The organism is Bradyrhizobium sp. UFLA06-06, assembly GCF_054820065.1.
Window position 1 is genome coordinate 124,218 of sequence record NZ_JADFUD010000014.1, and the last position, 25,351, is coordinate 149,568.

A 25,351-nucleotide genomic window follows, 5' to 3' on the forward strand; every position below is an offset into this window, starting at 1 on the left:
CGGAATGACGTCAAACCAGATGCCGCTGCATCTCCGGCCGCGCTTTCAGCTCCGCGCCCTGCTTGCCGACGATCTTGGCGATGCGCTCCGGCGCGAAGTTCAAATCGACGAACGCCGGCGCGGTGTTGGCGACCTCGTGGTACTCCGTGATCTTGCCGTCGCGCAGCCGCATGATCGCGACGCCCTCGAACATCGCGCGGGCCCCCTTGGCTTCCGGCAAGGTCGAGCGGTAGCTGAACGTGTAGCGCGCATAGAGCGTTGCGCCGTCACTGACGGGATCGTGCATCACCCAGCGGAAATCGGTCGCAGTGCGGTAGAACCAGTCGTCGATCATCTCGGCGATTTTGCCGTGGCCCTTGAAGGCACCGTAGAACACATCGTGATAGACGCCGTCCTCGGTGAAGAGATTCGCAAAGGCCTTGCCGTTGCGTTGCTCGACCGCGTCGCAGAACGCGCGCAGCATTGTCGTGGTGTCCATTGGCGTCTCCCTCGCGTGCGGCCATCCTTCGAGGCTCGCTTCGCTCGCACCTCCAGCGACAAAGGCAAAGCCTTTGCGCAGGATGACGTCTTTCTCCGTAGCCGTCACCCCCGCGCAACGGCGAAGCCGTTGTCGCTGGAGGAGGCCGCGAAGCGGCCGTCTCGAAGGGCGGGGCGTGGCTAGATCTCCGCCACCGCGGCGATGATCCGGGCGATGTCCTGCGGCCGCGAGAGGCGGTGGTCGCCGTCCTGGATCATGGTGAGCACGACGTCCTCGGCCGGCAGGCGGTGCACCAGCGCGAAGGCGTGCTTCCACGGCACGTCGGGATCCTGCGCGCCCTGCAGGATGCGCACCGGGCAACCGACGTCGATCTTGCTGCCGAGCAGCAGGTGGTTGCGGCCCTCCTCGATCAGGTTGCGGGTGATCGGATAGGGCGTGCCGTCGCCATATTCGGACGGACGCAGCCACATGCCATTGGCCTCGATCTCGGCGCGGACCTCCGGCGAGAACGCCTTCCACATCAGCTCCTCGGTGAAGTCGGGCGCCGGCGCGATCAGCACGAGGCCGGCGAGCTGTGCTTTCCCGTTCCCGCGCCTGGCGATCTCACGCGCAAGCAGCAGCGCCATCCAGCCGCCCATCGAGGACCCGATCACGACCTGCGGCCCGTTGCAGAACTGCGAGAACACGGCCACGCTCTCCTCGAGCCAGCGGCCGATGGTGCCGTCGGCGAACTCGCCGCCGGATTCGCCATGCCCGGAATAGTCGAACCTGACCGAACTGCGGCCGTGCTCGGCCGCCCACGCATCGAGCGCCAGCGCCTTGGTGCCGGCCATGTCGGACTTGAAGCCGCCGAGCCAGAACAGCCCCGGCGCGCCACTTGCGCTGCCGGGATCGCTGCCGGCACGGGCCCGCACAGCGATCCGGCGCGCCTCGCTGCCCTCGCCGACCTCGATGAAGGCAGGTTCCTGTTCCGATGCGGCGGTTTGGCTCATGGTTCGGTCACTCGCGTGTCAGACATCCGCTTTTCAATTGTCGCGCAGCACCGGTCAACGGCTGCAAGCCCCGTCTTGCGGAGCAGACGCGCCCGCTATATGTGCCGGGCGTGGCCAAAATGCCTCGCAATTGGCGGTTTTGCCGCTTAAAGAAGCGAGTTCGCTTGCCCGTCGCAGCATCTTGCTTCAAAATATCCGCCTTCCCTTTCACAACTTTGGAGAGTTACCCATTCGCCGTCCCAATAGAGCCCCGCCCACAGTCGCCAAAGAAGGGCCGCGCACCAATGACGAGATTCGCAACGCACAGATCCAGCTGATCGATGCGGAGGGTGTCAATCAGGGCACCGTAGAAACCATGGTGGCCATCAAGATGGCCATGGAAGCCGGCATGGATCTCGTCGAGATTTCGCCGAATACCAGCCCTCCCGTCTGCAAGATCATGGACTACGGGAAGTACAAGTATTCCGCGCAGAAGAAGGCTGCCGAAGCTCGCAAGAAGCAGAAGGTCGTCGAGATCAAGGAGATCAAGCTCCGCCCGATGATCGACGATCACGACTATGACGTGAAGATGCGCGCGATGCAGCGCTTCTTCGAGGAAGGCGACAAGGTCAAGATCACCTTGCGCTACCGCGGTCGTGAGATGGCGCACCAGGAGATCGGCACCAAGCTGTTGGACAAGGTGAAGGCCGACGTCGCCGAATTCGCCAAGGTCGAGCAGGACGCGAAGTTCGAGGGCCGCCAGGTCGTGATGGTGCTGGCGCCACGCTAGTTCGAATTTGTCGCTTTGTTGAAATGAAATGGCCCGTCAGGCGATCTGGCGGGCTGTTTCGTATCTCGGGCGCCCCTTATGGCGCGGTGGTGCCAACCTCCCCTTGAAAAGGGGAGGTCGATTTGCTCGCCAGAGCAAAGCGGGTGGGGATCTACTCTCTCCACGAGCAGCGACGCCGCGGCCGACCCCCATCCCGGCCTTCCCCCTTTCAGGGGGAAGGGGAAGACCGATCCGCCCCGATTCCCCGCTGCAAACGTTGCAAAACCGCCGATCCTCTGTCATAAGCCGGGCCTTCGCCGCCCGGCTGATCAAGGGCTGCCGTGGCGACGGTTCGTGCAGGTTCTTTCAATTCGGAAAAAACCTTAGCACTTTCAACGCTCTAACGAGCATTTTAGCCGGCCGGACGCCTCTCGGGGCGATTTTCGTGCTGTGCGACAGGAGAGCCAAATGCCCAAGTTGAAGACCAAGTCGGGCGCTAAAAAGCGCTTCAAGGTGACTGCCACTGGCAAAGTCATGCACGCCCAGCGCGGCAAGCGCCACGGCATGATCAAGCGGACGAAGAAGCAGATCCGTCAGCTGCGCGGCACCCGCGTGCTGTTCAAGACCGACGGCGACAACGTCAAGAAGTACTTCTTGCCGAACGCCTGATCGCACCGATCCGCTTGAACCCTCGCCGCGACTGCGCGGCGCCCCGTCACCTCTTCCAGATCAAGGATTTCCGTCATGTCTCGCGTCAAACGCGGTGTGACCGCTCACGCCAAGCACAAGAAAGTCTACAAGGCCGCCAAGGGCTATTACGGCCGCCGCAAGAACACCATCCGCGTCGCCAAGCAGGCCGTCGAAAAGGCCGGCCAGTACGCCTTCCGCGACCGCAAGCGCAAGAAGCGCACCTTCCGCGCGCTCTGGATCCAGCGCATCAACGCCGCGGTCCGTCCGTTCGGCATGACCTACAGCGTGTTTATCAACGGCCTCTCCAAGTCGGGCGTCGTCGTCGACCGCAAGGTGTTGTCGGATCTCGCGATCCACGAGCCGGTTGCGTTCCAGGCGATCGCCGAGAAGGCCAAGGCCGCGCTGGCCGCCTGATCCTGGCGGGCGGCCCTAACGCGATTTGGGGCCCGCCTTCAGCGCCTTCTGCGAATAGCGCTGGGCGACGATCGCCCGGCAGAACGCCGTGAACGAGCGGTACATGGTGCCGCTTTCGTTGTCGTATTTGTGGTCGCAGCGCTTGAGCTGGCCGGCATAGGCCTTCTTCTGCGACGCTCCGAGGCCGGACAGGAAGTCCCCCTCGCACCTCTTCTCGACCACGGCGCCGAACTGGACGTCTCCGCTGGCGCCGTATTCGCACGCCTCGAAGATCTTCATCGCGCGGTTGCAGCTCGGCGCCTTCTGAAGCTCCGCGATGATGTCGTCCATCTGGGTCGATTTGGCGGGGCATTCCTCGGTCGCGGCATGCACGGTGGTGAGCATCAACAGCACCGCCGGCACAGCCAGGCAAGATCGCAGCAACATCGCGTGGGCCTCCTTGAACTCCCCCTTGGGTAGCCCGGCCTCCGCGCGGGGTTCAATGCTGCCGGCCATCGGCCCGAAATGACCGGCTTTTTGCTTGACGTTACCGCCTTCGGGCGGCGACAACCCAGCCGAATTTTGGCGCATGGTCCCCGGTTCGGGTAGCGGTACTTCCCACCAGATCGTGCTCCGCTCAAGCGCAGGAATTGACCGTGTCCGACCTCGCAACGCTCGAACAATCCATCCTCGACCAGATCGCCTCAGCCGCTGACGAGGCCGCCCTCGAGGCGGTCCGCGTCTCGGCGCTCGGCAAGAAGGGCTCGATCTCGGCACTCCTTGCGACCCTTGGAAAAATGTCGCCGGAGGAGCGCAAGACCGAAGGCGCGAAGATCAACCTCGCCAAGGATGCGGTGACGCAAGCGCTCGCGGCCAAGCGCGACGTGCTGAAAGCAGCCGCGCTCGATGCGCGCCTCGCCGCCGAGACCATCGACGTCACGCTGCCGCTGCGCGAGGCGCCGGCGGAGACCGGCCGGATCCATCCGCTGAGCCAGGTCTGGGACGAGCTCACCACGATCTTCGCCGACATGGGCTTTGCGGTCGCCGAAGGTCCCGACATCGAGACCGACGACTACAACTTCACCAAGCTGAACTTCCCGATCGGCCATCCGGCGCGCGAGATGCACGACACCTTCTTCTTCAACCCGAAGGAGGACGGCTCGCGCATGCTGCTGCGGACCCACACCTCGCCGGTGCAGGTGCGTACCATGCTGACCCAGCAGCCGCCGATCCGCGTGATCTGCCCGGGCCGCACCTATCGCATCGATTCCGACGCGACGCACACGCCGCAGTTCCATCAGGTGGAGGGCCTCGTGATCGACAAGGGCTCGCATCTCGGCCACCTCAAATGGATCCTGCACGAATTCTGCAAGGCGTTCTTCGAGGTCGACCACATCAACATGCGGTTCCGGCCGTCGTTCTTCCCGTTCACCGAGCCGTCGCTCGAGGTCGACATCCAGTGCCGCCGCGACAAGGGCGAGATCCGCTTCGGCGAGGGCGAGGACTGGCTGGAGATTCTCGGCTGCGGCATGGTGCACCCCAACGTGCTGCGCGCCTGCGGCCTCGATCCCGACGTTTACCAGGGTTTTGCCTGGGGCATGGGCATCGACCGCATCGCGATGCTGAAATACGGCATCGCCGACCTGCGCCAATTGTTCGACAGCGACGTGCGCTGGCTCAACCACTACGGCTTCAAGCCGCTCGACATCCCGTCGATCGCGGGAGGGCTGAGTACGTGAGTCAGGTTCTCCTTGACCTACGTCGCGCTCTCTCCGACAGCGCGACGTCTTTCCGAGCAAGTGGCTTGCCCCTCTCCCCAACCCTCCCCCGCAAGGGGAGAGGAAGCCCTACCGCCGTCGCAAGCACGCTAGTCAACACCAACAAGAACCGAGGCATGCAGCCGTGAAGTTCACCCTCTCCTGGCTGAAGGAACATCTCGAGACCGACGAGCCGCTCGAAAAGCTCGCCGACAAGCTCACCATGATCGGGCTCGAGGTCGAGAACATCGAGGACAAGGCGAAGGCGCTCGCGCCGTTCACCATCGCGCGCGTGATCTCGGCCGAGCAGCATCCGAATGCGGACCGGCTGCGCGTCTGCATGGTCGACACCGGCGACGGGGCTGAGCCGGTGCAGGTGGTGTGTGGCGCGCCGAATGCGCGAGCCGGGCTGATCAGCGTGTTCTCGCCGCCCGGCACCTATATCCCCGGCAAGAACATCACGCTCGGCGTCGGCACCATCCGCGGCGTCGAGAGCCGCGGCATGCTGTGCTCTGCAGCCGAGCTGCAGATCTCCGAGGATCACGACGGCATCATGGAGCTGCCGGCGGACGCGCCGCTCGGCAAGGGCTATGCCGACTGGGCCGGGCTCGGCGATCCCACCATCGAGATCAATTTGACGCCGAACCGGCAGGACTGCACCGGCGTGCACGGCATCGCGCGCGATCTGTCCGCCGCCGACATGGGCAAGTTCAAAGACCCCGGCATCAGGCCGATCAAGGGCGAATTCCCCTGCCCGGTCCAGGTCAAGGTGGAAGACGCCACGCTGTGCCCGGGCTTCGCGCTGCGGCTGGTGCGTGGCGTGAAGAACGGCCCGTCGCCGGAATGGCTGCAGAAGCGGCTGACCTCGATCGGGCTGCGCCCGATCAACGCGCTGGTCGACATCACCAACTTCATGACCTACGACCGCGCCCGCCCGCTGCACGTGTTCGACGCCAAGAAGGTGCAGGGCAACCTCACCGTCCGGCGCGCGAAAGACGGCGAGACGCTGCTCGCGCTCGACGGCCGCACCTACACGCTCGACAGCAACATCTGCGTCATCGCCGATGAGCACGGCGTCGAATCGCTCGCCGGTATCATGGGCGGCGAGGCCTCGGGCTGCGATGATAACACCACCGACGTGCTGATCGAATCGGCGCTCTGGAACGAGATCAACATCGCGCAGACCGGCCGCAAGCTCGGCATCAATTCGGACGCGCGCTATCGCTTCGAGCGCGGCGTCGATCCGGCCTTCATGGTGCCCGGGCTCGAGCTCGCGACCAAACTGGTGCTGGAGCTGTGCGGCGGCACGCCGTCCGAGAACGTCGTGGTCGGCAAGCAGTTCGGCGAGGATCGCGTCATCGATTTCCCGCTCAGTGAAGTGAAGCGCCTCGCCGGCATCGAGGTGCCGCTGGTCGAGGTGAAGCTGATCCTCACCCGGCTCGGCTTCATGCTGGCCGGCAACGGCCCCGTGGTGAAGATCGCGATCCCGTCCTGGCGCACCGACGTGCACGGCAAGGCCGACATCGTCGAGGAGATCGTGCGCATTGTCGGCGTCGACAAGGTGCCGATGACGCCGTTCGAGCGCGGCGAGGAGCCGCGCAAGCCGGTGCTGACGCCGATGCAGCTGCGCACCCGCCGCGCCAAGCGCGCGCTCGGCGTGCGCGGCATGGTGGAAGCCGTGACCTGGTCGTTCATCACCAATGACGCGGCAAAACTGTTCGGCGGCGGCCAGAGCGAGCTCGTGCTCGCCAACCCGATCGCGGCCGATCTCTCCGACATGCGGCCGAGCCTGCTGCCCGGCCTCGTCGCGGCGGCTCAGGCCAACATCAACCGCGGCTATCCTGACGTGGCGCTGTTCGAGGTCGGCCAGGTGTTCCGCGGCGACCGCCCGGAGGACCAGCTGGTCGCCGCCTCCGGCGTGCGCCATGGCTTCGCCTCGTCGAAGGGGATCGGACGGCACTGGACCGGCTCGGCTGTGGCGGATGCGATGGATGCCAAGGCCGACGCCTTCGCCGTGCTGGCGGCCGCCGGCGCGCCGATGCAGGCGCTGCAGATCGTCCCCGGCGGTCCGGCCTGGCTGCATCCGGGGCGCTCCGGAACCATCCAGATCGGCCCGCAGAATGTGCTCGGCACTTTCGGCGAGCTGCATCCGCGCGCGGCCGAGGCGCTCGGCGCCGACGGCCCGATGATCGTGTTCGAGGTGATCCTCGAGCGCATCCCGCAAGGCAAGCAGAGGGCGACGCGCGCCAAGCCGGTGCTGGAACTCTCGGCATTCCAGCCGGTGTCGCGCGACTTCGCCTTCATCGTCGACCGCGGCGTCAAGGCGGGCGACATCCTCCGCGCGGCGCAGAATGTCGACAAGAAGCTGATCACCGATGTGACCGTGTTCGACGTCTACGAAGGCAAGGGCATCGATCCCGACAAGAAGTCGATCGCGATCGCGGTAACGATCCAGCCGCGCGAGAAGACCATGACCGACCAGGAGATCGACGCGGTCGCGGCCAAGGTCGTCGCCGAGGTGACCAAGAAGACCGGCGGCACGCTGCGTGGGTGATGTGAACCACAGGCGGTCTATTGCACCGTCACCCTGAGGAGGCCGCGTAGCGGCTGTCTCGAAGGGTCGACGGCCCCGTCTGTGGCCGTGCATCCTTCGAGGCTCGCTCCGCTCGCACCTCCAGCGACAAAGGCGAAGCCTTTGCGCGGGGATGACGGTCCGACCGAAGTGCCGTTGCGTTAGAACCGTAGTGCGGGCGGGCACGCCGGACAGCAAATCGAACCTCACTTCCAGCCCCCGCATGACCTCCTTCAGCCTGATCCCCTCCGACATCTCGACCAGCATCGCGCTCGCGATCTGTGCGATCGCCTTCGTGTCGGGGACGGCGCGCGGCTTCTCCGGCTTCGGCTCGGCGCTGATCTTCATGCCGCTCGCGAGCAGCGTCGCGGCGCCGCGGCTGGTGGCGGCGCTGCTGCTGATCATCGACTTCATCGCCGCCACGCCGCTGCTGCCGAACGCCTGGACCCATGCCGACCGCAAGGCGACCGCGGTCATGGTCGCCGGCGCGCTGGTCGGCGTTCCCATCGGCACCTATTTTTTGACCGTGCTCGAGCCCGTGACGACGCGCTGGATCATCTCCTGCTTTGTCGCGGCGCTGCTCGCGCTGCTGCTGTCGGGCTGGCGCTACCACGGCAAGGAGCACGTCGCCCTCTCCGTCGGCGTCGGCGGTCTCTCCGGCTTCTGCAGCGGCCTCGCGCAGACCGGCGGCCCGCCGATCGTCGCCTACTGGCTGGGCCGCCCGATCTCGTCGGTGATCTCGCGCGCCAATATCGTGCTGTTCTTCGGCGCCTCGGATTTCTTCTCGCTGGTCAGCTACTGGTTCACCGGCCTGATCACGATCGAGTCGGTCAAGTTCTCGCTGATCGTCGGCCCGATCTACGGCATCGGCGTCTGGTTCGGCGCCGCGCTGTTTGGCAAGGCGAGCGAAAGGGTGTTTCGCGCGATCTGCTACGCGCTGATCGCCGCGGCCGTCATCGTCGGTTTGCCCGCGCTTGATGGCATCTTGCGCGGCGGCTAGGGTCGCAGCACTCAAAAGAGACCAGGGAGACACCGATGATCGATCGCCGCAATGCATTGAAACTGGCGCTCGGCAGCGCCGCCGTGCTCGCAGCGCCTCACGTGCGCGCGCAAACCGACAAAGCGCGGACCCGCATCGTGTTCCTCGGCACCAAGGGCGGACCGCGCGTCGGAATCGGCGCTTCGAACCCCGCCAATCTCGTCGTCGTCAACGATACCCCGTTCGTGATCGATTGCGGCATGGGCGTCAGCCGCCAGCTTGTGCGCGCGGGCGTGCCGATCCCGCAGGTCAAGTACATCTTCATCAGCCATCATCATTCCGATCACAATCTGGAATACGGCAATCTGTTCTACAACGCCTGGGCGGCCGGCCTCTCGACACCGGTCCATTCGTTCGGCCCCAAGGGCATCGAGGCGATGACAAAAGAATATTGGGAGCTGAACAAGTTCGACGTCGAGACCCGGATCGAGGACGAAGGCCGGCCCGATCCCCGAAAGCTGCTGATCGCGAAAGACATCAGCGACGACGGCGTGGTGCTGAAGACATCGGATGTCACCGTGACCGCGTTCCGCACGCCGCATCCGCCGATCACGGATAACTACGCCTACAAGTTCGAGACGCCGGACGGCACCATCGTGTTCTCCAGCGACACCGCCTACAACCCGAAGCTCGCCGAGTTTGCCAAGGGCGTCGACGTGCTGGTGCACGAATGTCTCTACGTCCCCGCAGTCGATCGCCTGGTCGCCACGACCAAGAACGGCGCCACGCTGAAGAAGCATCTGCTCGACAGCCACACCTCGACCGAGGACGTCGGCCGTATCGCCGCCGCTGCCGGCGTGAAGACGCTGGTGCTCAGCCACTTCGTCCCCGGCGACGATCGGCAGGTCACCGATGATGACTGGACCCGGGATGTAAAGAAGAACTATTCCGGCCGCATCGTGGTGGCCAAGGATCTGATGGAGCTGAAGCTGCCGGTGTGAGGGGAGACGCTCTCCCTGGTCGTTATTCCGGGGCGTGCGAAGCGAGAGCCCGGAATCCATCGGGCCATGTCGCGAGAGTGCGGATGTATGCCTCAAGTGGCGCCAAAAATTCGCTGTCGTCCCGGGCAAGCGAAGCGCGACCCGGGACCCATAACCACGGGCCGTCATTGTTTGCACGATGCTGGGGCCGCAGCTCAGTCCTACAACACAACCCTGTGGTTATGGGTCCCTGCTTTCGCAGGGACGACATCTGTTATGCGGCACTCCTCTGCCCGCACATCCAGTAGCGGTGCCTGATCTTCCTCAGCCGTCAATTCATCGCCCCGGAGCGAGGCGACGTGCGGCGCTTGTGTTTTGCGGCGGGCGCTGCGGGCGCCGGTGTCGCTTCCTTCACCCCGCCGATCCTGCGTAGCGCGGCGTCGGCGGCGCGCTCGCCGCTGTCCCAGGCGCCGTCGATCGTGCCCCACAGCGTTTCATGGGTGGCCTCGCCCGCAAGATACATCGCGCCGATCGGCTCGGTCAGGATCCGGCGCGAGAATTGTGCGCCGGGTGCGGCGGCCGACATCGCGCCGAGGATGAAGGGCTGCGCATTCCAGCGCGTCGCGCTGGTCTTCTTCACGGCGGCGCCGACCTCGCTGCCATAGAGCTTGGTCAGCCATTCCACCGCGAAAGCCGCCATCGCCTTCTCGCCCTGCGCGGACAGATCGCGGCCGAACGAACCTGCAACGTCGATCGTGCACAGCGAGGAGCCCGCGATATTGCCGTAGAGCAGCGCCGTCTTGGTGGAGTTGCTCTGCTCGATGATGACGTCGTCGCGCGACAGCCCGAGCGGATTGCCGGGAATCTGCAATGCGATGCGATCGTAGCTGCCGAGGCTGAGCTTGGCGGCGGCATCGAGCGCGCGCTTCGGAAGCTCCGGCGCGAACTTGATGTTGCCGCTCGCAAGCACGTTGCTCGACACGGTGACGATGGCGGCGCGCGCGGTGATCTTGCCGGAGGGCGTCTCGACCATCACGTCGCGATTGCTCCACAGGATGCGCTGCGCCGGCGTCGACAGCGCCAGCGGCAGTCCCTCGCCGAGCTTTGTGATCAGCGCGCCGAGCCCCTGCCGGCAGGCGATCGCAGTGTTGCGATCCTGCGCGCGTACCTTGTCGACGGCGGAAAGATCCTTCAGATCCTTGCCGCAGAAATTGGGCCCGAGCAGGAATTCCGCGGTGCCGGCCCAATCGCCGAGGTCCTTCGGCATGACCGCGGCGCAGGCGACATCGGCCTTGCGCGCAGCGTCGTCGACGGCGCGATTGGCGCGCACCAGCGCCGCCAAGAACTCCTCGGTCTCGCCGGGGCGGGCATAGCGCCGGCCGATCCGGATCTTCTGGCCCGCGGGCGCCGTGACGATGTCGAGGCCTGCAGAGCGGGCCAGCCGGATCATCGGGTTGGTTTCGGGATTGTGCATCCAGCGCGCGCCGCGGTCGAACGGCACGCCGAATGTCGATGCGTCGGTCTGGCAGCGACCGCCGAGCTGGCCGGCCGCCTCTACCACGATCACCTTGCGATTTGCGGCAATGATCCGTCGCGCCGCGGCGATGCCTGCGGCACCCGCGCCGATCACGACGACGTCGGCCTCGCGCGGCGGCGGCTGCGCAGCAAGCACCCGGCCGCCCAGCGCAGGCACCAGCGCGAAAACTGCGGACGCCGACAGGAAATCGCGGCGCGTCACTGGCATGACATAGCTTCTGGCATGGTTTCCGGGGACTTGCGGAGAACGGGAACGCTTCGCGAACTGTGCCGCATCTCACCGACCTCAGCAACCATCATGGTAAATCAATCATGATTGATCCGCCGATGGCATGAACTAAATTGCAACGGCTTGCGACCATGATTAAGTGAAACACAAGCGGTCATAGAACCGCTGGGGGGAATCCATGGGCGTAATGCTCGATACCGTCGGGAAATGGATCGCGGGGTACCTTCAAAAAGAAGTTCCCGGTTACGAGCCGTTCACGCCGAGCGACCCGGACCATCTGCGGAGCATCATGCAGCCCGGCGACGTGCTGCTGGTCGAAGGCAACAACCGGATTTCCGGCATCATCAAATACCTCACGCAGTCGACCTGGTCGCACGCCGCGCTGTTTGTCGGACCGATCGACGGCGCGTTCGAGCCTGACGGCGAACAGCATGTGCTGATCGAGGCCAATATCGGCGAAGGCGTGACCTCCGCGCCGCTGTCGAAATATCTCGCCTACCACACCCGCCTCTGCCGTCCGGTCGGACTGTCGTTCGAGGACCGCACCACGGTGTGCCGCTACGCCATCAACCGCATCGGCTTCGGCTACGACACCAAGAACATCGTCGATCTCGCGCGCTATCTGTTTCCGCTGCCGATCCCGCAGCGCTGGCGTCGCCGCATGATCGCGTTCGGCTCCGGCGATCCGACCAAGATCATCTGCTCGGCGCTGATCGCGCAGGCGTTCGACGCCGTGCGCTATCCGATCCTGCCCAAGATCACGCGCGCTGCCAGCCGCAAGGCGCGTCGCGACATCCTGCATATCCGCGATTCCTCGCTTTACATGCCGCGCGACTTCGACATCTCGCCCTATTTCGAAGTCGTCAAACCCACTATCGTGCACGGTTTCGACTACACGGCCCTGCACTGGGCCGACAAGCAGAAGCCGCTCCAGGAGGTAGCCGGCGAATTCGGTGTGTTTCCAAAATCGCCGCCGCTCGTTCCTGAAGCGACTGACGAAGCGGCGACGCTTCCGGCTGCGGAAATGACCGTGAACACTGCCCCGGTGTGAGGGTTCACGCGGCAACGGGCATGAGCTTCGTAGCCCGGATGGAGCGCAGCGCAATCCGGGGCCTCGCACCCGCGGACAGGGCTTCCCGGATTTCGCTTCGCTCCATCCGGGCTACGCAATGAGTACGCTACGCCGCCCTCGCCTTGGTGCCGCGCGGCAGGCCGGCGCGGGCGAGGCCGCCATAGAGCGCCTCGTTCGGCATCGCGGATTTCAGGATCGCGCGCACCTCGACCAGGCGATCGAGATCGATGCCGGTCGGAAATCCCTTGCTCTCGCAGAGGAAGACGAGGTCCTCGAACACAACGTTGCCGGTGGCGCCCGGCGCGAACGGGCAGCCGCCGAGGCCGCCGAGCGAGCCGTCGAGCACGCGGGCGCCCTCGTCGAGCGCGGCGGAGGCATTGGCGATGCCCATGCCGCGGGTGTCATGCAGATGCACGCAGACCGGCTTGGAGCCTGCGATCTTCACCGCGCCGCGCGTCAGCTCGCCGACCTGCTTCGGCCCGGCATAGCCGACCGTGTCCGCAATCGCGACCATGTCGACGCCGACCTCGTAGAGCTTCTCGGTGAGGCGCAGCACCTCCTTCGGATCGACGGGACCGACGATCGAGCAGCCCAATCCCATCGAGATCGCGGCATTGACCAGCGGCTTGTGCGCGCTGGCGTCGCGCAGCTCGCAGAGCCGCTTGATGTTCTCGATCGCCGATTCGCGCGAGCGGTTGGCGTTGGCCTGGCTGTGCTCCTCGGTCGCCGACACCACCGAGGCGATCTCGGCGACGCCGGAGGCCAGCGCCTCGTTAACGCCGCGCTCGTTCAGCGCCAGCGCGACGCCGTGCGCGCCGGGCAGCGCGGCGATGGTTGCAACGACGTCACGGACATCGACGAATTGCGGAAACGTCTTGGCCGGCAGGAACGAGCCGACCTCGAAATGCCGGACGCCGGCGGCGTATTCATCGCGCACCCAGCGCGCTTTCGCCGCGGTCGACGGGAACGTCTTCACCAGCTGCAGGCCGTCGCGCAGGCCGACCTCGCGCAGGCTCACCTTGTCGCTCGGATAGATATCGTGGACGCGGGTCATGTCAGCCTCACGCAGCGTTTCCGGTTGATGAAATTGTCTGTTGTGCGAGCTCGGCGCGCACCGCCTCGGTATCGGCGCCCAGTACCGGCACTTTCAGGCCTTCGCCGATATTGCTGCCGTTCCATTCGAGCGGCAACGCGGGGACGCGGAACGGCTTGCCGTCGGCGTTCACGTTGTTGACCAGACCGCCGGGACGCAGCACATGCGGATCCCCGAGCAGATCCTCCGGCCGGTTGATCGGCGAGAAGCAGATGTTGAGCGCATCGAGCCTCGCCGAGAGGTCCGCCACGTTCCAGCCTTTGATCACCGCGGCAACGCGCGGAATGATCCGGTCGCGCGCCATGATGCGGTCCGTGGTCGAGCGCAGCGTGGGATCGTCGGCGAATTCCGTGAGGCCGAACTCGCGGCAGAAGCTCTGCCAATGACCTTCGGTGACGACACCGATGAAGATGCGATCGCCGCCGGCGGCATCGAAGATGTCGTAGATCGGCCAGGCATGCTCGCGCTCCGGCATCGAGCGCGGTTTGCGCCCGGTCATCTCGTACTCGACCATGTGCTGGGCGACCAGGAACAGGCAGTTCTCGAACAGGCCGATGCGGATGTCGGCGCCATCAGCCTTGCCGCCACGCTTCTGATAGAGCGCGGCGAGGATCGAGATCACCCCGAACATGCCGCCCATGATGTCGTTGGCGGAGGAGCCGACGCGCTGCGGCTTGTCGCGCGTGCCGGTCATCGCCGCGAGGCCGGACATCATCTGCACGACCTCGTCGAGCGCCGGCCGATGATCGTAGGGACCGGACAGAAAGCCCTTGTGGCCGGCGATGATCAGCTGCGGATATTTTTGGCGAAGCTCCTCGGCGCCGAGCCCCTGCTTGTCGAGCTGGCCGTCGCGAAAATTCTCCAGGAACACGTCGGCGCTGGCAAGCAGCCGGTGCATCGTGTCGCGATCCTCGGGCTTGGCGAAGTCGAGCACGACGCTGCGCTTGCCGCGGTTGAACAGCGGAAAGAACGAGACTCCCATGCCGCCGAGCGAACGGGTCTTGTCACCAGCGGGCGGCTCGACCTTGATCACCTCGGCGCCGAGTTGCGCCAGGATCATGCCGCAGGTCGGCCCCATCACCATGTGGGTCATCTCGACGACCCTCACGCCTTCCAGCGGCAGTCCGCTCCCGGTCATCGGTTTCTCCGTGCTCGTTGCGCTCTTTTTCTGACGCGTTTTCTCCATGCGAACCGGTACCCGCTTCGCTCGAAAACGCTTTGTGATCGGCGCAGGTTAGGCTTCCGCACGCTATCTGAAAAATATAATCTGTCGAATAGTGTATTCGTGGTTCTAGAACGCTGAACCCTCATGGATTCGCGCCAACTTCGCTATTTCATCGCGGTTTACGAGCAGCGCAACCTGTCGCGGGCGGCGGATCAGGCCAACGTCGCGCAATCCGCGCTCAGCCACCACATCGCCAATCTCGAGGCGGAATTCGCCACGCCGCTGTTCGAGCGCAAGCCGCGCGGCATGGAACCGACCGCGGCGGGCGAGCGGCTCTATGAACATGCCCGCATCATCCTGCGCGCGATGGCGGCGGCCGAGCGCGAGATCAAGGAAGGCGCCAGCGTGATCGCCGGCGACATCTCGATCGGCATGGCCAATTCCGGGATGAAGGCGATCGGCGTGCCGCTGATGCGGACCGTGCTGACGAAATATCCGAACCTGAAGCTGTCGCTGACCGAGAGTCTCTCCGGCGCGACGCTGCTGCATCTGCTGAGTTCCGAGGTCGACCTCGCGCTGGTCTATAATCCGCCGTCGGAAAAGGACCTGATCGCCGAGCCGGTACTGGAGGAACAGATGTTCTGCGTCGGCACCGAAAAGCTGATCGGCAAGAAAACGCCAATCACCTTCGAGGAGGTGACGCGGCTGCCCCTGATCCTGTTGCGGTACGGACTATCGGCGCGCGCACTGCTGGATGATCCCGTGCTGCTGAAGCGGCTCGAGGCCAATGCGATCATGCACCTCAACTCGACCAGCGGCATGATCGGCGCGCTGACCGCGGGCTTGGGCTGCACGATTGCGACCACCCATTTCGTCAGCGAGCCGTTGAAGGCACGATCGCTGGTCGCGCGCGAAGTCATCGAACCAAAGCTGACCCGCACCCTCTATCTTTGCCGCTTGCGCAATCGCCCGATGACCTACGTCATGGAGGAGATGTGCCGCCTGATCCGCGCCCTGATCGCAGACCAGGTCGGGCGCGGCGCGTGGGAGGCAACGCTGCTGATCTGAATGCATGACTCAGTGGTTGCATAACAGGTTCAGTGTCGTCCCTGCCTAGTGCGCAATTGCGCACGGGAGCAGGGACCCATAACCACCGAACCGCAAAGTTGCGCACCGGTGGGACGACGAGTCCCTTTCACGGCACCCGCCGCGGCGTATGGGTCCCTGTTTTCGCAGGGACGACAGTTGAACAAGCCGTTTGACAGGTGAATCAAAGCAACCCTTCCCCCTGAGTTCGAAAATATCGAACGTTTCCTTCGATATGTTCGTCTGGATTTCTGGCTCCCGGCTGCCAAACATGCGCGACCGGCACGCCTTCGCAAGAGGGGCGGCCGTTGCACCATTCGGGGAGGACCATCATGAGCGCCGTCGAACTCGGCTCGGTCGCCGATCTCGCCAACACGACAAGCGGACCCGACCAGATTTCGCGACGGCTCGAGGCGCTGCCCACCTCCTTCTATGTCTGGCGGCTGGTGATCCTGCTATCGCTCGGCGGCTGCTTCGAAATCTACGATCTGTTCTTCACAGGCTATATCGCGCCGGGCCTCGCCCGCAGCGGGTTGATGACCACAACGACGCAGGCGTTCTTCGGCTTCTCCGGCATCGGCGCCTTCGTCGCGGCGACCTTTGCAGGCCTGTTTATCGGCACCTTCTGCCTCGGCTTCCTCGCCGATCGCTTCGGGCGCAAGGCGGTCTTCACCTGGTCGCTGCTGTTCTACAGCGCTGCATCGGTGATCATGGCGTGCCAGACCACACCCGGCGGCCTGCTGCTGTGGCGCTTCATCGCCGGGATCGGGATCGGCATCGAGGTCATCACCATCGACGCCTATATCACCGAACTGGTGCCGAGCTGGATGCGCGGCCGGGCGTTTGCGATCAACCAGGCGGTGATGCTGTCGGCGGTGCCTGTTGTCGCCGCGCTGTCGTGGTGGCTGGTGCCGCTCTCGCCTTACGGCATCGACGGCTGGCGCTGGGTGGTGCTGATCGGCGCCGCCGCCAGCATGATCATCTGGGTGTTGCGGCTCTACGTTCCGGAAAGCCCGCTCTGGCTGGCCCGCCATGGCCGCGCCGCCGAGGCCGAGAGGATCATGCGGACGCTCGAGGCCGCAGCGCCGACGGCTGCGCCGCGTCCTGCTCCCGCGGTCGCAACCGCACCAGTTCGTGCGCCGGTCGAACCCGGCTATGCCGACCTGTTCAGGCCGCCCTACGTCTCGCTTGTCGTGCTGTTCATGATCTTCAATCTCTGCCAGGCGTTCGGCGTCTACGGCTTCTCCAACTGGGTTCCGGCGCTGCTGGTGCAGAAGGGCATCAACGTCACCAAGAGCCTGCAATATTCGTTCATCATCGCCTTCGCCTATCCGCTCGCGCCGCTCCTGGCCGCAACCTTCGCCGACCGCTTCGAGCGCAAATGGATCATCTGCGGCGCGGCTGCCGCGATCTCGGTGTTCGGCCTCGCCTTCTCGCAGCTCACCGAGCCGGTGCTGCTGATCGCCAGCGGCGTGCTGGTGACGGGGGCCAACATGACGCTGTCCTACGCCTATCATGCCTACCAGACCGAGGTGTTCCCGACCGCGATCCGGGCGCGCGCCGCGGGTCTCGTCTATTCGATGAGCCGGCTCAGCGCGACTTTCTCCGGCTTCATCGTGGCGTTCATGCTGAAGGAGGCCGGCGTCGGCGGGGTATTCGGCCTGATCACCGCGGCGATGGTCATCGTGATCATTGCTATCGGTGTCTGGGGGCCGAACGTCCGTGGCAGGCCGCTCGACGCCTAAAGCATGATCCGGAAAAGTGCGAAGCGGTTTTCCGAAAAGATCATGCGCAAACAAGGAGCTAAAGCGCGATGGCAATTCAACCTAATCTCATCGCGCTTTAGAGCCTTTCGCTCGAAAACGCTCGCACCGCGGCACAAACGGCACTTGCCGAAGCCATATTGGGTGTCTACCTCTCGCGGGTCATTTGTGCAGAGGTAACCCAGTCATGTTAGCCGCCGCCGTCAAGGCGCTTTCGCAAATCCTGTCGCCGCCGATGCGCTCGATCCTGTGGCGCTCGATCGGGCTTGCGCTGGTGCTGATCACCGTGCTGGCAATCGGATTGCAGCGGCTGCTGAGCTGGTTTGCCGACACTGGCGAGGTCTGGGCCGAAGGCATGCTCGGCCCCAACTTCCATTCCACGCTGCACGTGCTGTCCTGGATCGTCTCGATCTCGGCGGGCCTTGGCGTCGTACTCGGCGGCATCTTCCTGATGCCCGCAATCACCTCGCTGGTGGCGAGCCTGTTTGTCGACGACGTCGCCGACCATGTCGAGCGCGAGCATTATCCGGCCGACCATCCCGGCGTGGCGCTGCCGGTCACGCTCGCGACGATCGAGGGCGTCAAGACCGCGCTGCTGACGATCCTGGTCTACCTCGTCGCGCTGCCGTTCGTGCTGTTTGCGGGCGCAGGCTTCATCATCTTCTTCGTCGCGACCGCCTGGCTGCTCGGCCGCGAATATTTCGAGCTTGCGGCGATGCGGTTCCGCTCGCCTGATGACGCCAAGGCGATGCGCAAGGAGAACGCGGCGACAGTCTTTACCGCGGGCCTGTTCATCGCTGCCTTCGTCTCGATCCCGATCGTCAATCTGGCGACGCCGCTGTTCGGCATGGCCTTCATGGTGCACATGTACAAGCGGCTGTCGGGCCCGCGGCGCGAGCTGATCGAGCCGGCGCGGCGAACCAATGTGTCCTCGGTCTAGGTGGTATCCGGCACCGGCAGCGATGCCGATACCCGATCGCTTGCGAATGGCACGAGCAGCAGTCCGACGATCGCCACGCAGGCGAGCATCGCCCATGCCTCGTTGACGGTGAGTGCGAGCGACGCCCGTTCGACCAACGGCCGGATGAACGCCACCGTCGCGTCGTCCGGCAGACCCGGCGGACGGTCGATCAGCAACTTCGGATCGAGCCCGATCGCCTGCGCCGCGGTGACATCCCCTGCCAGCAGGCGCACGCGGAAATCCTCGCCATAAATTGGGCTTCGCCCGTAGAGGATGGTATCGATCAGGGCGATCCCGATCGCGCCGCCCAGATTACGCATCAGGTTGAACAGTCCGCTGGCGTCGGCAATGTCCGCCTCCGGAAGGGCACCCAGCGCAATGCGCGTCGGTGGCAGCAGGCAGAACATGATCGCGACGCCGCGCACGACCTGCGGCCAAAACATCTCGCCAAAATCCGCCGTGCGCGGTTGAAAGGCGCTCCAGCCGAGGCCAAGCGCGAACAAGGCGAAGCCCGCGCCGGTCAACCGCCGCGCGCCGACGCGGCTTTCGAGGACCGCCGCAAGCGGCGCCGCGACGAGCTGCGCAACTCCCGTGACCAGCATGATGGTGCCGATCTCGAAGGCGTCATGGCGGCGGACGAAACCGAGGAAGACCGGCATCAGATAGGTCGATCCATACAGGCCAATGCCGAGGCAAAAGCTCAGTGCGCAACCGATCGCGAACGGACGCCGCTTGAAAAGCGTCAATTGCGCGATCGGATAGGCCGCGCGGAGCGTGCGCCGGATCAGCAGCGCCATCCCGGCAATGCTTCCGATCAGCAGGCCGAGGCAAGGCATCGCGGCCCAACCGCGTTGCGGCGCTTCCTTCAGACCAATCATGAAGCTTGCGAGCGTCGCTGCGAGCAGGACTAGCGACCATTTATCCAGCCTGGAGAACGCGCGAAGCTGCACGCCTTCCTTCGGAAGCAGCAAGGGCGTGACCGAGGCTGCCACCGTTCCGGGAATCACATTGATCAGGAACAGCCAAGGCCACGACCAGGTCTGCGTGATCCAGCCGCCGACGACAGGTCCAACGGTCGGCGCGAGCACCGCGACGACGCCGCCGATCGTGGTGGCCACCGCATGAAGCCGCGCCGGGAACAGCGTGAACACGGCGGAGAACACTGCGGGGATCAGGACGCCGCCGGAAAATCCCTGCAGCACGCGAAATGCCAGCAGCGCGGCAAAGCCGTCGCTGAGGGCGCAGCCGACCGACGCGACGGTGAACAGGCTCACGGCAAGCGCGAACAGCCATCGCAACGACAGCGCATGCGTGAACAGGCCGGTCAGTGGGATCGCGATCACTTCCGCGATCAGATAGGCGGTCTGGATCCAGCTCATCGCCGCCGGCGAGATCGCAAGCGCGCGCTGGATCGTCGGCAACGAAGTTGCGACGACCTGGATGTCGAGAATCGCCATGAACATGCCGAAGCACATCAGGAGGAAGCCGGCCCAGGTCGCAGCTGATGGGCTGTCGGTTCGGTGATCCGCCCCCTTGCTCATGATGTGCTTGTGCGTGGCCAGTCGGAAACGGAGAGCGCGCGGTTCTCGACCCGAATCCGGAGCGCAAGCACCGCGAGATTGAGGAGGGTGAAGATCAGCGCCAATCGCGGCAGGTGCAGCGCGAGGGGTAGCAGCGCGATTTCACCAACCACGACGGCGTAGTTTGGATGCGGGAAATATCGGTACGGCCCGGATGCGACCAGCGGCGCGCCCGGCAGCACGACGATCCGCGTGGTCCATCGCGGCCCGAGCGCGGCGAGGATCCACAGCCGCAAGCCTTGCAGCAGCAGAAAACCCGCCAGCGCGGCCAGATTGACGTCCTGGTCGCGGCCCCAGATCCACAGCGCGGTCAGCCAGCCGGCGTGAACCAGGACAATGAGCGGGTAGTGACTGGCGCCGACCTCGACCGCGCCTCGTGCGAGAAGCTGCTCCGTGTTGCGACGTGACAGCACGAGCTCGCCGAGACGCTGCAGCGTGACCAGAGCGAGGATGACCGCCGCGAAGCTCACGCCGCGTGCCTGAGCGCAACGCAGCTGAGCGTGAAGCCCGGCCCGAGCGCCGTGAGCAGCGAGCGCGGCGGCAATCCCTTGGCGCAGGCGCGTTCGAGAACAAAGAGAACCGTCGGGCCTGACATGTTGCCGCAAGCCGCGATGACGTCGCGCTCGTGATCGAGCGTGCCCTGATCGAGCGCGAGTGCCCGCTCAAGCGCGGCGATGACCTTGGCGCCGCCGGGATGGCAGAGGAAGCGGTCGACGTCACCGGCCGTCAGCTGCATCCGCGCGAGGATTTCGGCAACGGCTGGCCCAACATGGTCGCGGACGAAATCCGGAATGGTTCGCTGAAAGACCACGCCGAATCCTTCCGGATCGACCGTCCAGCCCATGATGTCGAGCGTATCCGGCCACAGCTTTTCACCGGTCGCCTCGATCCGCGTCGCGCCGCCGTCGCCAGCACGCAGCACGATCGCGGCCGCGCCATCGCCGAACAGGCTGGCCGCAACGATATTTGCCTTGGTGAGCTCGTCGTGCCGGACCGCGAGCGTGCAGAGTTCGAGCGCAACCAGCAGCACGTTCGCTCCCGGCCGCGCTTCGGCCAGCCGCGCGGCGATCGACAGGCCAGACACGCCGCCCGCGCAGCCGAGGCCGAACACCGGCACGCGCGACACATCCGTCCGCAGTCCGAGCTTGCCGGCGACGCGCGCCTCCAGCGTCGGCGTGGCTATCCCCGTCGAGCACACCGTGACCACGATATCGATGTCCCTGCCGGTCAGGTCAGCGCGCGCAATCGCCTTGCAGGCCACGTCGACATACAACGTCTCCGCGCCTTCGAGGAACGCCAGCGTTCGCTCCGGCCAGCCGCGCCGTTCGAGATACCATTCGATCGGCTTGACGCCGTAGCGATCCTGGATGCCGGTGTTGGCGAACAGGCTGGAGAGCGTCTCGAATTCGGCATAGCGGTCGGCGAGGAGGTTACGCGCGGCCTGCAGGACCTGTCCCTGATGGAATAGATGCGGTGGAACCGCCGTCGCCAGGGAAACAAGCGCGGCCGTCTGCTTTATCTCGATCATCGTGGCTCCATTTCCCCCGCTCTTGGAACCGCGCGATGAGCAAAATATTTCAACACGCCTGCGACATAGCGCGAGCGCCGCATTCACTATAAATTGACCCGGCGGCGATATCCGCGCCGCCTCTTCGCAAATCAGGGAGCGGCGGCGCCCAGCCTGCGCATCACGCTCTTCACGAAGCCAAGCGGCACCGGCGACAGCGGGCCAGCCGGTGCGCGCGTGATCAGGGCGACCAGGACCAGCGCCAGGATCGCGAGCCAGAAGCACAGCCAGAAGCCGTCGATATAGGCGAGCGTGTTGGCCTCGCGCTGCACCAGCGCCGCCAGCGTGCCAACGGCGCGCCCCGTCGCGGTCCCGATGCCGTGGCCGGAAAATTCACCTGCCAGCCGCTTGAGCAGGTTCACGACGTCGATATTGCCGTTCTGCACATGCTGTCCGAGATAATTCGAATGGATCTGCTCGCGGACCCGCAGCCACGTCCCCATCAGCGCGACGCCGATCTCGGCGCCGCCAAGGCGCATGATCTGGATATAGGCCGCGAACGCCGTCGCCCGCGACGGATCGGAATTCGACAGCGCCATGATGATGATCGGCAGCAGCGTGAACGCCTGCCCGATCGACGTGAGCAGGACGATGCCGACAAAATCCTCGCGCGCCCAGACATGGCTCAGCTGCGTGCCCCAGAGATTGGCGGCCGCGAACGCCGAGAAGCCGAGCACTACGACGATGCGCGGATCGAGGTGGCGCAGCAGCAAAATCGAGATCGGCACCAGCACGAACATCGGCAGCGCGCCGTAGGTGAACAGCAGCACGCCCGACTGCTCCGGCCGCAGCGCGGCGACGGTGCCGAGGAAGTTCGGCACCAGCGACGAATTCGACAGGCTGGTCAGCGTGTACAGCAGGATGACGATCAGCGAGAGCCCGATATTGCGCGAGAACAGCACGTTGAAATGCGCCCAGGGCCGACGCGCCACCATTTCGTTGATCATGAAGGCGACGATCAACAGCCCACCACCGATCAAGAGCGCCATCACCGTGCCCGACGAGAGCCAGTCCAGCCGGTTGCCCTGATCGAGCCCGGCATAGACCATCGACACCCCGGCGCCGAGCAGCAGCATGCCGCCCCAATCGGCATGGTGCAGCAGGTCGCGATTGACCGGCTCGTTCGGCGTGCCGAGATACACCATCAGCCCCATCAGCGGCGCAATCACCACGCCCTGCCAATACAGCCACTGCCAGCCGAGATGCTCGACATAGAAACCGACCAGCGAGCTCGACGAGTCGAGCGCGAAGCCGACGCGGATCGAGTACATCGCGATCGCCGGCAGCCACCATCGGATCGGCAAATTGCGCAGGATGATCATCAGCGTCGCCGGCACGAAGGTGCCGAGCAGCATGCCGTGGGCGATGCTGAGCGCAATCAGCGTCGTGTAGTCGCGCACGAACGGGATGGTCAGCGAGACCACCGCATAGACCAGGCTCGGAATGCCGAGCACACGGCGCAGGCCGAACACGGTGGCAAGCCAGGCCACCGCAGGCGCGACGAAGATCTGCGAGCCGATGGCAGCCGTCGAGAGCCAGGCGCCCTCGTCGAAGCTGAGCGAGAACGCACCGCGCAAATCGGGCAGGCCGACCGAGGTCAGGCGGCTGTCGAAATTCGCCAGGAACGCGCCGAGCAGCACGGCGACGACCGCGAACAGCGGATAGCGCGCGACGTCGCCGCGCGAGACCGGACCGCTGTGTCGGTCGTCACTTTCCGCCATTGGCGACCGCCTCGCCGGTGTCGATCCGCGTGACGACCGACATGCCCGGCAGCAGGCGCTCGAGCAATGGCTGGCCCTTGTCGAACTGGATACGCACCGGGATGCGCTGCACCACCTTGGTGAAATTGCCGGTGGCGTTATCGGGCGGCAGCAGCGCGAACTGCGATCCGCTCGCCGGCGCGATGCGCTCGACGACGCCGCGCAGCTTCTGGCCCGCGAACGTATCCACGGTGACTTCGACCGGCTGGCCCGGCTTGACGTTGGTCAGCTGGGTTTCCTTGTAGTTGGCGATCACATAGACCTTCGGCAGCGGCACGACGTTGATCAGATTGGCGCCGATGTTGACGTAGTCGCCCGGCTGGACCTGGCGCTCGCCAGTGACGCCATCGAACGGCGCGACGATCTTGGTGTAGCCAAGCTTGAGCTTGGCCGATGCCAATAGCGCCTTGGCGGCGTCGAGGTCGGCGGCGCGCTGCTTCTTGGTGCCTTGCAGGACCTCGAGCTGATGGCGCTGCGCTGCGATGACAGCGCGGCTGGCGCGCACGTCGGCCTCCGCCTTGGCGTAGGATGCGGTCGCCTGCTCGAGCCGCTGCCGCGTGCCGGCGTCGGTTTGCGACAACGACTGCTGACGCTCTTCCTCCTGGCGTGCCAGAGTCTGCTGCGCCTCCGCGGACAACCGTGCAGCCTCGGCCTGCGCGATGGTCGCATATTGCAGCTCGACCTGGTTGTTGAGGTTGTCGAGCACGGCCTGGGCACCGACCACGCCGGCCTCGGCCTGCGCCACCTGCGCCTGATAATCGGCCGGATCGATCTGCACCAGGAGATCGCCGGCCTTGACGCGCTGGAAATCGGAGACGGCGACGGTGAGCACCTCGCCGGACACGCGGCTGGAGAGCTGGGTCAATTCGGCGCGCACATAGGCATCATTGGTGGTCTGGATCGCGGCGCTGCCGACCCAGGCATCCCAGCGACTGGTCGCCACCGCGACGAACCCCAGCGCGATGAGCACGGCAAACAGCGGAATCGCGAAGCGGCTCCAGAAGCCGCTTGCTACTGATTGCGGCTTGGCAGGCGCCGTCTGGCTGGCGGGCGACGGACCATCTTGAACCTGCTCGGCCACACCAAACTCCTCAAGCACGCGCCCAAACGCCGGACGAACCTATTAGCACATGATGACGATCATGCCTCAGACGGTCTTCTCCGGCCACCGGCAGAGATCATTGATCAGACATACGTCGCAACGTGGACCGCGGGCGAGGCAAGTGTAACGGCCATGCAGGATCAGCCAGTGATGGGCGTGCAGCATGAACTCGGTCGGGATCACCTTTTCCAATCCCAGCTCGACCTCGAGCGGCGTCTTGCCGGGCGCGAGCCCGGTGCGGTTGCCGACGCGAAACACATGGGTGTCGACCGCCATCGTGTGCTCGCCGAATGCCATGTTGAGCACGACATTCGCGGTCTTGCGGCCGGCGCCGGGCAACGATTCGATCTCGGCGCGCGTGCGCGGCACCTCGCCGCCGAACTCGGCGATCAGCTTCTGCGAGAGCGCGATGACGTTCTTCGCCTTGTTGCGATAGAGCCCGATGGTCTTGATGTAGTCGCGCACCCTGTCTTCGCCGAGCTCAAGCATCTTCTCCGGCGTGTCGGCGACCGCGAACAGCGACCGCGTCGCCTTGTTGACGCCGGCATCGGTCGCCTGCGCCGACAGCACCACCGCAACCAGCAGCGTGTAGGGGTTGAGGTGCTCGAGTTCGCCCTTCGGCTCGGGATTGGCTTTGCGGAACCGGTCGAAAGCCTCGTAGACCTCCTCCGATGTCCATGGCTTTGGCTTTGCGACGTGCTTGGCGGCCTTCTTGGCCGCCTTCTTTGCCCCGCGTTTGGGCAGCAGCCTTGCCGCTTTTGCGGCTTTCTTCTTCGGTGCGGAGCGAACGCTTGACGTGCTGGCGCGTTGAGAGCGAATGATTTTGGCCATGAACCGGATATACTGAT

Annotated in this window: 23 protein-coding genes; 11 read left to right on the forward strand and 12 right to left on the reverse strand. The window is 65.1% G+C overall.

What is annotated here, in order from left to right:
- Positions 1 to 10: 10 nt before the first annotated feature.
- Together IF803_RS14960 and IF803_RS14965 are read right to left on the reverse strand one after the other, a co-directional pair.
- Positions 11 to 478: a nuclear transport factor 2 family protein gene (locus tag IF803_RS14960; RefSeq protein WP_411779826.1), complete on the reverse strand. Its 468-nt coding sequence runs from the start codon at positions 476 to 478 to the stop codon at positions 11 to 13.
- A 179-nt stretch (positions 479 to 657) separates the two neighbouring features.
- Positions 658 to 1,470 carry an alpha/beta hydrolase gene (locus IF803_RS14965; RefSeq protein WP_461192632.1) on the reverse strand — a complete coding sequence of 271 codons (813 nt, stop codon included), beginning with the start codon at positions 1,468 to 1,470 and terminating at the stop codon, positions 658 to 660.
- Positions 1,471 to 1,699: 229 nt separating this feature from the next.
- On the opposite strand from IF803_RS14965, the gene infC reads away from it, so the two are divergent.
- The 3 genes from infC to rplT all read left to right on the forward strand — a co-directional run bounded on the left by infC (position 1,700) and on the right by rplT (position 3,322).
- A complete protein-coding gene (gene infC / locus IF803_RS14970; protein ID WP_026192043.1) occupies positions 1,700 to 2,239 on the forward strand; it encodes a translation initiation factor IF-3 in 540 nt (179 codons plus the stop codon).
- A 447-nt stretch (positions 2,240 to 2,686) separates the two neighbouring features.
- Complete coding sequence (gene rpmI / locus IF803_RS14975; RefSeq protein ID WP_008539890.1) at positions 2,687 to 2,887, forward strand: 50S ribosomal protein L35; 201 nt, start codon at positions 2,687 to 2,689, stop codon at positions 2,885 to 2,887.
- Between the two features lie 75 nt (positions 2,888 to 2,962).
- Complete coding sequence (gene rplT / locus IF803_RS14980; RefSeq protein ID WP_018269297.1) at positions 2,963 to 3,322, forward strand: 50S ribosomal protein L20; 360 nt, start codon at positions 2,963 to 2,965, stop codon at positions 3,320 to 3,322.
- 15 nt (positions 3,323 to 3,337) lie between these two features.
- Here the strand turns inward: rplT and IF803_RS14985 are convergent, their stop codons facing one another.
- The gene (locus tag IF803_RS14985; protein ID WP_461192633.1) at positions 3,338 to 3,748 is read right to left on the reverse strand and encodes a hypothetical protein; all 411 of its coding nucleotides are present in this window, start codon (positions 3,746 to 3,748) and stop codon (positions 3,338 to 3,340) included.
- A 209-nt stretch (positions 3,749 to 3,957) separates the two neighbouring features.
- Here IF803_RS14985 and pheS point away from each other — a divergent pair, with 209 nt between their 5' ends.
- The 4 genes from pheS (at position 3,958) to IF803_RS15005 (ending at position 9,610) form a co-directional block, all read left to right on the forward strand.
- Positions 3,958 to 5,040 carry a phenylalanine--tRNA ligase subunit alpha gene (gene pheS, locus IF803_RS14990; protein WP_028341736.1) on the forward strand — a complete coding sequence of 361 codons (1,083 nt, stop codon included), beginning with the start codon at positions 3,958 to 3,960 and terminating at the stop codon, positions 5,038 to 5,040.
- 163 nt (positions 5,041 to 5,203) lie between these two features.
- Positions 5,204 to 7,612: a phenylalanine--tRNA ligase subunit beta gene (pheT, locus tag IF803_RS14995; RefSeq protein WP_461192634.1), complete on the forward strand. Its 2,409-nt coding sequence runs from the start codon at positions 5,204 to 5,206 to the stop codon at positions 7,610 to 7,612.
- Between the two features lie 241 nt (positions 7,613 to 7,853).
- Positions 7,854 to 8,630 carry a sulfite exporter TauE/SafE family protein gene (locus IF803_RS15000; RefSeq protein ID WP_461192635.1) on the forward strand — a complete coding sequence of 259 codons (777 nt, stop codon included), beginning with the start codon at positions 7,854 to 7,856 and terminating at the stop codon, positions 8,628 to 8,630.
- A gap of 35 nt (positions 8,631 to 8,665) precedes the next feature.
- Positions 8,666 to 9,610, forward strand: coding sequence for an MBL fold metallo-hydrolase (locus tag IF803_RS15005; protein WP_461192636.1), 945 nt, complete (start codon positions 8,666 to 8,668; stop codon positions 9,608 to 9,610).
- Between the two features lie 310 nt (positions 9,611 to 9,920).
- Here IF803_RS15005 and IF803_RS15010 read toward each other — a convergent pair whose 3' ends face one another.
- Positions 9,921 to 11,333, reverse strand: coding sequence for a flavin monoamine oxidase family protein (locus IF803_RS15010; RefSeq protein WP_461192637.1), 1,413 nt, complete (start codon positions 11,331 to 11,333; stop codon positions 9,921 to 9,923).
- Positions 11,334 to 11,532: 199 nt separating this feature from the next.
- On the opposite strand from IF803_RS15010, the gene IF803_RS15015 reads away from it, so the two are divergent.
- The gene (locus IF803_RS15015) at positions 11,533 to 12,405 is read left to right on the forward strand and encodes a YiiX/YebB-like N1pC/P60 family cysteine hydrolase (RefSeq protein ID WP_245288768.1); all 873 of its coding nucleotides are present in this window, start codon (positions 11,533 to 11,535) and stop codon (positions 12,403 to 12,405) included.
- Positions 12,406 to 12,532: 127 nt separating this feature from the next.
- Here the strand turns inward: IF803_RS15015 and IF803_RS15020 are convergent, their stop codons facing one another.
- On the reverse strand, positions 12,533 to 13,480 hold the full coding sequence (locus IF803_RS15020; RefSeq protein WP_461192638.1) for a hydroxymethylglutaryl-CoA lyase: 948 nt from the start codon (positions 13,478 to 13,480) through the stop codon (positions 12,533 to 12,535).
- A 7-nt stretch (positions 13,481 to 13,487) separates the two neighbouring features.
- Positions 13,488 to 14,657, reverse strand: coding sequence for a CaiB/BaiF CoA transferase family protein (locus tag IF803_RS15025; RefSeq protein WP_461192639.1), 1,170 nt, complete (start codon positions 14,655 to 14,657; stop codon positions 13,488 to 13,490).
- A 171-nt stretch (positions 14,658 to 14,828) separates the two neighbouring features.
- Here IF803_RS15025 and IF803_RS15030 point away from each other — a divergent pair, with 171 nt between their 5' ends.
- The 3 genes from IF803_RS15030 to IF803_RS15040 all read left to right on the forward strand — a co-directional run bounded on the left by IF803_RS15030 (position 14,829) and on the right by IF803_RS15040 (position 18,473).
- On the forward strand, positions 14,829 to 15,752 hold the full coding sequence (locus IF803_RS15030) for a LysR family transcriptional regulator (protein WP_016840003.1): 924 nt from the start codon (positions 14,829 to 14,831) through the stop codon (positions 15,750 to 15,752).
- Positions 15,753 to 16,102: 350 nt separating this feature from the next.
- Complete coding sequence (locus IF803_RS15035; RefSeq protein WP_461192640.1) at positions 16,103 to 17,515, forward strand: MFS transporter; 1,413 nt, start codon at positions 16,103 to 16,105, stop codon at positions 17,513 to 17,515.
- Positions 17,516 to 17,720: 205 nt separating this feature from the next.
- Complete coding sequence (locus IF803_RS15040) at positions 17,721 to 18,473, forward strand: sulfate transporter family protein (RefSeq protein ID WP_461192641.1); 753 nt, start codon at positions 17,721 to 17,723, stop codon at positions 18,471 to 18,473.
- On the opposite strand, the gene IF803_RS15045 is transcribed toward IF803_RS15040, so the two are convergent.
- From IF803_RS15045 to nth, 6 genes are all read right to left on the reverse strand, one after another.
- Complete coding sequence (locus IF803_RS15045) at positions 18,470 to 19,969, reverse strand: DHA2 family efflux MFS transporter permease subunit (protein WP_369525592.1); 1,500 nt, start codon at positions 19,967 to 19,969, stop codon at positions 18,470 to 18,472. The genes IF803_RS15040 and IF803_RS15045 overlap by 4 nt on opposite strands.
- A 62-nt stretch (positions 19,970 to 20,031) precedes the next feature.
- Positions 20,032 to 20,544 (reverse strand): isoprenylcysteine carboxyl methyltransferase family protein, encoded by a 513-nt coding sequence (locus IF803_RS15050; protein ID WP_461192642.1) that lies wholly within the window; start codon positions 20,542 to 20,544, stop codon positions 20,032 to 20,034.
- Positions 20,541 to 21,593 (reverse strand): type III polyketide synthase, encoded by a 1,053-nt coding sequence (locus IF803_RS15055; protein WP_461192652.1) that lies wholly within the window; start codon positions 21,591 to 21,593, stop codon positions 20,541 to 20,543. The genes IF803_RS15050 and IF803_RS15055 overlap by 4 nt, the downstream gene beginning before the upstream one ends.
- Positions 21,594 to 21,733: 140 nt before the next feature.
- A complete protein-coding gene (locus tag IF803_RS15060) occupies positions 21,734 to 23,362 on the reverse strand; it encodes an MFS transporter (RefSeq protein ID WP_461192643.1) in 1,629 nt (542 codons plus the stop codon).
- Positions 23,349 to 24,482, reverse strand: coding sequence for an HlyD family secretion protein (locus tag IF803_RS15065; RefSeq protein ID WP_461192644.1), 1,134 nt, complete (start codon positions 24,480 to 24,482; stop codon positions 23,349 to 23,351). The genes IF803_RS15060 and IF803_RS15065 overlap by 14 nt, the downstream gene beginning before the upstream one ends.
- A 66-nt stretch (positions 24,483 to 24,548) precedes the next feature.
- Positions 24,549 to 25,334: an endonuclease III gene (gene nth, locus IF803_RS15070; RefSeq protein WP_461192645.1), complete on the reverse strand. Its 786-nt coding sequence runs from the start codon at positions 25,332 to 25,334 to the stop codon at positions 24,549 to 24,551.
- Positions 25,335 to 25,351: the final 17 nt, after the last annotated feature.